At 55.0% G+C, this 6,236-nt stretch carries 5 protein-coding genes; 4 read left to right on the top strand and 1 reads right to left on the bottom strand.

Going from position 1 to position 6,236, the window contains the following annotated elements:
* The 4 genes from FDW87_RS18200 to FDW87_RS18185 all read left to right on the top strand — a co-directional run.
* On the top strand, positions 1–996 hold a 996-nt coding region (locus FDW87_RS18200), incomplete at its 5' end, for a tartrate dehydrogenase (protein ID WP_137380051.1).
* A gap of 255 nt (positions 997–1,251) precedes the next feature.
* A complete protein-coding gene (locus FDW87_RS18195; protein ID WP_049269112.1) occupies positions 1,252–2,853 on the top strand; it encodes a BCCT family transporter in 1,602 nt (533 codons plus the stop codon).
* A 45-nt stretch (positions 2,854–2,898) separates the two neighbouring features.
* A complete protein-coding gene (gene yeaW / locus FDW87_RS18190; RefSeq protein ID WP_137380031.1) occupies positions 2,899–4,023 on the top strand; it encodes a carnitine monooxygenase, oxygenase subunit YeaW in 1,125 nt (374 codons plus the stop codon).
* A gap of 70 nt (positions 4,024–4,093) precedes the next feature.
* The gene (locus FDW87_RS18185) at positions 4,094–5,059 is read left to right on the top strand and encodes a PDR/VanB family oxidoreductase (RefSeq protein ID WP_016156788.1); all 966 of its coding nucleotides are present in this window, start codon (positions 4,094–4,096) and stop codon (positions 5,057–5,059) included.
* A gap of 49 nt (positions 5,060–5,108) precedes the next feature.
* Here FDW87_RS18185 and rnd read toward each other — a convergent pair whose 3' ends face one another.
* Complete coding sequence (rnd, locus tag FDW87_RS18180) at positions 5,109–6,224, bottom strand: ribonuclease D (protein ID WP_047416608.1); 1,116 nt, start codon at positions 6,222–6,224, stop codon at positions 5,109–5,111.
* Between the last annotated feature and the right edge of the window lie 12 nt (positions 6,225–6,236).

The raw sequence follows: 6,236 nt of genomic DNA, 5'->3' as shown, positions 1-6,236 counted from the left end.
GCCGCCGAGCGTTGGGGGTTGTCGCTCAGCTTTGAGCAAATGGAATGGGCGAGCTGCGAGTACTACACCCATCACGGTAAAATGATGCCGGATGACTGGCATGAGCAGTTGCAATCCTTTGATGCTATCTATTTTGGCGCCGTTGGCTGGCCGGACACCGTACCGGACCACATCTCTTTATGGGGCTCGCTGCTTAAGTTTCGCCGCGAATTCGACCAGTACGTCAACCTGCGTCCGGTACGCCTGTTCCCGGGAGTCCCTTGCCCACTGGCGGGCAAGCAGCCAGGCGACATTGATTTCTACGTCGTACGCGAGAACACCGAGGGAGAATACTCTTCTCTCGGCGGACGCGTGAGTGAAGGGACGGAACACGAGGTGGTTATCCAGGAGTCGGTCTTCACCCGTCGCGGCGTGGATCGTATATTACGTTACGCTTTCGAGCTGGCGCAAAACCGCCCGCGCAAAACCCTGACCTCGGCGACCAAATCCAATGGTCTGGCCATCAGCATGCCTTACTGGGACGAGCGTGTTGAAGCAATGGCGGCTAACTATCCTGAGATCCGTTGGGATAAACAGCATATCGATATACTGTGCGCCCGCTTTGTGATGCAGCCGGAGCGCTTTGACGTTGTGGTTGCCTCCAACCTGTTCGGCGACATCCTCTCCGATCTGGGTCCGGCCTGTACCGGGACGATTGGCATCGCGCCTTCTGCCAACTTAAACCCGGAACGCACCTTCCCGTCCCTGTTCGAGCCAGTACATGGTTCGGCTCCCGATATTTACGGAAAAAACATCGCCAACCCGATTGCCACTATCTGGGCTGGCGCCATGATGCTGGACTTCCTTGGCAAGGGTGATGCCAACTATAAGGCTGCCCACGACGGTATTCTGGCGGCAATTGAGCACGTTATTGCCAGCGGCCCAAAAACGCCGGATATGAAAGGCAGCGCCACCACGCAACAGGTGGGTGAGGCCATCTGTCAGGCACTACGTTAGAGGTCAAACCACGAATTATGAGCCGCGTCACTGACGCGGCTTTTTTATGCGTTTTGTGGAGCCAATAACCTGCGCCAATTCACCTTTTATTATTTCCGTTCCGTGTTTTATTGCTTCACGCATCGAGCAATTGTTTAATTCATGTAAAGAACAAATAATAAAATTGTTAAATATAAAGTAACTCATTCTACCCCTACAGCATGATAACAACGACAGGCTAATGCCATACGCGGGCAACTGTGCCCAGGAGATCCCATGTTGAGCAACGTCAAGAAAAAAGACATGCCGCTGATAGCCATCAGCCTGGTGGCTATTCTTTTCATCGCCGCCACACTTAGTCTCTTCCCTCAGCAGTCTGCACAAGTCGCAAATACCCTTTTTAACGGCGTTACCCGGATGCTGGGTTCCGCCGTGCAGATCCTCGTTCTGATGGCTATGGGTCTGGTCGTCTGGCTGGCTACCAGCAAATACGGCAACATCCGTCTGGGAGAAGGTAAAGCGGAATACAGCACGCTCTCCTGGCTGTTTATGTTTATATGCGCCGGATTAGGCTCCTCCACGCTCTACTGGGGCGTTGCTGAGTGGGCCTATTATTACCAGACCCCGGGTCTGAATATCGCGCCGCACTCGCAAAAAGCGCTGGAATACAGCCTGCCCTATTCCTTTTTCCATTGGGGGATCAGCGCATGGGCGACCTACACGTTGGCCTCATTAACCATGGCCTACCACTTCCATGTGCGTAAAAACAAAGGACTGAGCCTGTCCGGGATTATCGCCGCTATTACCGGCGTGCATCCGCAGGGCGTCTGGGGTCGCCTGGTTGACCTGATGTTCCTGATCGCGACAGTTGGCGCGTTAACTATCTCTCTGGTCGTCACCGCCGCCACCTTTACCCGCGGTTTGTCTGCCCTGACGGGGTTACCGGATAACTTCACGGTGCAGGCGTTTGTGATCCTGTTCTCTGGCGGCATTTTCTGCCTGAGCTCCTGGATTGGCATCAATAACGGTTTGCAACGTCTGAGCAAAATGGTCGGCTGGGGGGCGTTTTTACTGCCGCTGCTGGTGCTGATCGTCGGCCCGACCGAGTTCATCACCAATAACATCATCAACGCCATCGGCCTGACGACACAAAACTTTTTGCAAATGAGCCTCTTCACCGACCCGCTTGGCAACGGTGAGTTCACCCGTAACTGGACAGTGTTCTACTGGCTGTGGTGGATCTCCTACACGCCGGGCGTGGCAATGTTTGTCACTCGCGTATCCCGTGGTCGCAAAATCAAAGAGGTTATCTGGGCATTAATCCTCGGTAGCACTGTTGGCTGCTGGTTCTTCTTTGGCGTGATGGAAAGCTACTCCATTCACCAGTTTGTGAACGGTGTGATCGACGTACCGCAGGTTATGGCGACGCTGGGCGGTGAGACAGCCGTACAGCAAGTATTGATGTCGTTGCCTGCCGGGAAACTGTTTCTGGTGGCGTATCTGGCGATCATGATTATATTCCTCGCCTCACACATGGATGCTGTGGCCTACACCATGGCGGCCACCAGCACGCGCAACCTGCAGGAAGGGGAAGATCCGCAGCGCAGTCTTCGTCTGTTCTGGTGCGTGGTCATCACCCTGATCCCATTATCGATTTTGTTCACCGGCGCGTCCCTGGAAACCATGAAGACCACGGTGGTTCTGACCGCTCTTCCATTCCTCGCCATCCTGTTGGTGAAGGTTGGCGGTTTTCTGCGCTGGGTACGGCAAGACTATGCCCACGTTCCTGCGCATCAAATTGAAGGTCATCTTCCCGAAGCGCCAGTTGACGTCCCGGTCGCGCCACCGGCCGGGACACTACTCAAAGGCGACAATTAAGCGCCAGTACAAAAATCCTCTTACTCACAAATTAAAGGTATTCCAATGAGCAATCTGAGCCCTGAGTTTATTCTGCCGCAAAATTTCTGTGCCAACCCGCAGGATGCCTGGACTATTCCGGCCCGGTTTTATACCGACCACCAGGCTTTCGAACACGAACAAGAAAAGGTGTTCGCTAAAAGCTGGATTTGCGTCGCCCACAGTAGCGAACTGGCGAAACCCAATGATTATGTTACCCGAGAAGTGATTGGCGAGAATATCGTGCTGGTACGTGGGCGCGATAACGTGCTGCGGGCCTTCTACAACGTCTGCCCGCATCGCGGTCATCAGTTGTCGAGCGGCGAGGGGAAAGCGAAAAATGTGATTACCTGCCCTTACCACGCATGGGCGTTCAAACTTGACGGCAATCTGGCGCATGCGCGTAACTGCGAAAACGTCGCCAACTTCGACAGCGAAAAAGCGCACCTTACACCGGTACGCCTGGAAGAATATGCCGGATTCGTGTTTATTAACATGGATCCGAACGCGGGCAGCGTGGAAGAACAACTCCCTGGACTTGCGGACAAAGTTATCGAAGCCTGCCCAGACGTGCATGACCTGAAACTTGCTGCACGTTTTACTACCCGTACCCCAGCCAACTGGAAGAATATCGTCGATAACTATCTGGAGTGCTACCACTGCGGTCCGGCCCATCCAGGTTTTTCCGACTCGGTCCAGGTTGACCGTTACTGGCATACCATGCACGGCAACTGGACGCTGCAATACGGTTTCGCCAAACCTTCAGAACAGTCATTTAAGTTCGAAGAAGGGGTTGATGCCGCCTTCCACGGTTTCTGGCTGTGGCCGTGCACCATGCTCAACGTGACGCCAATCAAAGGCATGATGACCGTTATCTACGAATTCCCGGTAGATGCGGAAACCACGCTGCAAAACTATGACATCTACTTCACCAACGAAGAGCTGACCGAAGAGCAGAAACAACTGATCGAATGGTATCGCAACGTCTTTCGTCCTGAAGATTTACGTCTGGTTGAAAGCGTACAAAAAGGGCTGAAATCGCGCGGGTATCGTGGCCAGGGACGCATTATGGCAGACACCAGCGGCAGTGGCATCTCCGAGCATGGCATTGCCCATTTTCATAATCTGGTCGCCCAGGTTTTTCAGGAATAACCCGGGGCTTTTACGACAGGTTCCGGCGCGTCGCTGAGGCGCGTCGGACAGATTTTTTAGGGAGGCCGCAATGTCTGATTATCAAATGCAAGAAGTCCGGGTCAGCCGGATTGAGACGATTACCGCGCAGGTAAAATGCTTCACCTTAACGGCGACCTCAGGCCAGCCGTTGCCTGCGTTTCAAGGTGGCAGCCATATTATCGTGCAGATGCGCGATGGCGAGAATCTGTACAGCAATGCGTACTCGCTGATGAGTTCACCACGCGATACGCGCGCCTATAAAATCGCCGTACGCCTGGAGGAGGCGTCCAAAGGCGGCTCACGATATCTGCATCAAAACGTGAAGCCCGGCGACACGCTCACGATCTCCACACCAAATAATCTCTTCGCCCTCGCTCCTCAGGCACAAAAACATCTGTTAATTGCCGGAGGTATCGGCATCACACCGTTTTTATCGCAACTCCCGGAGCTGGAACAATCTCAGACGCAATGGCAACTGCACTATTGCTCTCCCAGCAAGGAGACCTGCGCGTTTCATGACGAACTCATGCAACACCCCAGCGCCAATCGCATTCATCTGCACCTGTCGAACGCAGGCACCCGCCTCGATTTAGCCCGTCTGCTGGCAGATGTTGAACCCGGCACGCATATCTACACCTGTGGCCCTGCGGTGCTCAACGATGCTGTCAGAGAAGCGGCTTCCCGCCTTGGGCTGGACAGCAATACGCTACATTTCGAACAATTTGCCGTGGAAGAGAAAGGCGGCGACGCCTTCACCCTGGTGCTGGCGCGTTCCGGGCGCGAGTTTGTGGTCCCGGAAGAGATGACCATTTTGCAGGTTATCGAAAATAACAAAGCCGCCCGGGTTGAGTGCCTGTGCCGGGAAGGTGTTTGCGGCACCTGCGAAACGACGATTCTCGAAGGGGAAGCGGATCACCGCGATCAGTATTTCAGCGACGACGAAAAAGCCAGCCAGCAAAGCATGCTCATCTGCTGCTCGCGCGCCAAAGGTAAGCGCCTGGTGCTCGATCTGTAGCGTTGCGCAGGCCGGGTCAGCAAACGCGCGACCCGGCGAGCCTGGTGACTTACTGCGGGTATTCCTGCAGCAGCGCGTTGAGGCGATCGGACATCAATTCGCCACGCCAGCCGGAAACCAGCTCTGGCAGGGATTGCTGCGGCTTTAATTTCCAGTGCCAGTTGAGCAACTGGTTGATCTGGCGACGCGAAGCAAGCAGTTCGACGCTGAGATTATGTTCCGCACTCACCTCGGCAACCAGCGCTTTGATGGCTTTGAACGCCTTGCGATACCCTGGCATATCCATCAAATTCAGCAGCGGCTGCGGTAGCGACTCTTCCGGTAAAGCCTGGGCCTTTTCTACCAGGGCGATCAGCGTTTTACCGTGGAAACGAATTTCGCTCCCGGAAAGACCCAGGCTATCCAGTTCACCCAGGCTGCCCGGCATATAACGCGCCACCGCCCACAGGTGCTCTTCACGCACCACGAAGTTTACCGCCAGATCGCGCTCGCGTGCTTTACGCAGTCGCCAGTCGGCAAGCAGTTGCAGGCAGGCTAGCTGACGGGTGCGCAGTTGCCATGCGTTGGTGATGTCACGCCAGGCGTCTTCTGGCGCCAGAATCTCCTGGCGACGCTGCTGCATTAAGCGGCATTCGTCCAGCGCAGCTGGCAGCCAGCCGCTGGCTTCGGTTTCAGCCATCAGTTTTGTGGTGATCGGTAACAGATACCAGACGTCAGCCGCCGCGTATTCGCACTGACGCTCGGTCAGCGGTCTGGCCAGCCAGTCGGTACGCGATTCGCTTTTGTCGAGCGCCACACCCGTAAACTCTTCCACCATCGAGGCGAAGCCCCACGACAGCGGACGACCGCAAAACGCGGCCAGGATTTGTGTGTCAATTAACGGCTGCGGAAGTTCGCCAAAAGCGTTGAGAAACACTTCCAGGTCTTCACTTCCCGCATGCAGGAATTTGGTGATGGTGGTATCACGCAGAATATCGCGCAGGGGCGACCAGTCGGTGATCCCTAGCGGATCAATCAGAGCAACGTGTTTGCCATCAAACAGTTGGATCAGCCCCAACTGCGGATAATAGGTACGTGTGCGAACAAATTCGGTATCCAGGGCTATCGCCGGAAATTCACGGACGGCTTCGCACAGCGTGGCTAACGCGTCGTCCGTGGTGATCATTTGATAATTCAA

Source organism: Citrobacter sp. wls826, from assembly GCF_005281245.1.
Classification (GTDB): domain Bacteria; phylum Pseudomonadota; class Gammaproteobacteria; order Enterobacterales; family Enterobacteriaceae; genus Citrobacter; species Citrobacter braakii.
Note: the sequence above shows the minus strand (reverse complement) of the source record. Positions and strands in the feature narration are given on the sequence as shown.

What these genes read in the sequence shown, in the direction of transcription:
- yeaW (WP_137380031.1), top strand. Translation starts at nt 2,899, where the DNA reads ATGAGCAATCTGAGCCCTGAGTTTATTCTGCCGCAAAATTTCTGTGCC.
- FDW87_RS18185 (WP_016156788.1), top strand. Translation starts at nt 4,094, where the DNA reads ATGTCTGATTATCAAATGCAAGAAGTCCGGGTCAGCCGGATTGAGACG.
- rnd (WP_047416608.1), bottom strand. Translation starts at nt 6,224, where the DNA reads ATGATCACCACGGACGACGCGTTAGCCACGCTGTGCGAAGCCGTCCGT.
- FDW87_RS18195 (WP_049269112.1), top strand. Translation starts at nt 1,252, where the DNA reads ATGTTGAGCAACGTCAAGAAAAAAGACATGCCGCTGATAGCCATCAGC.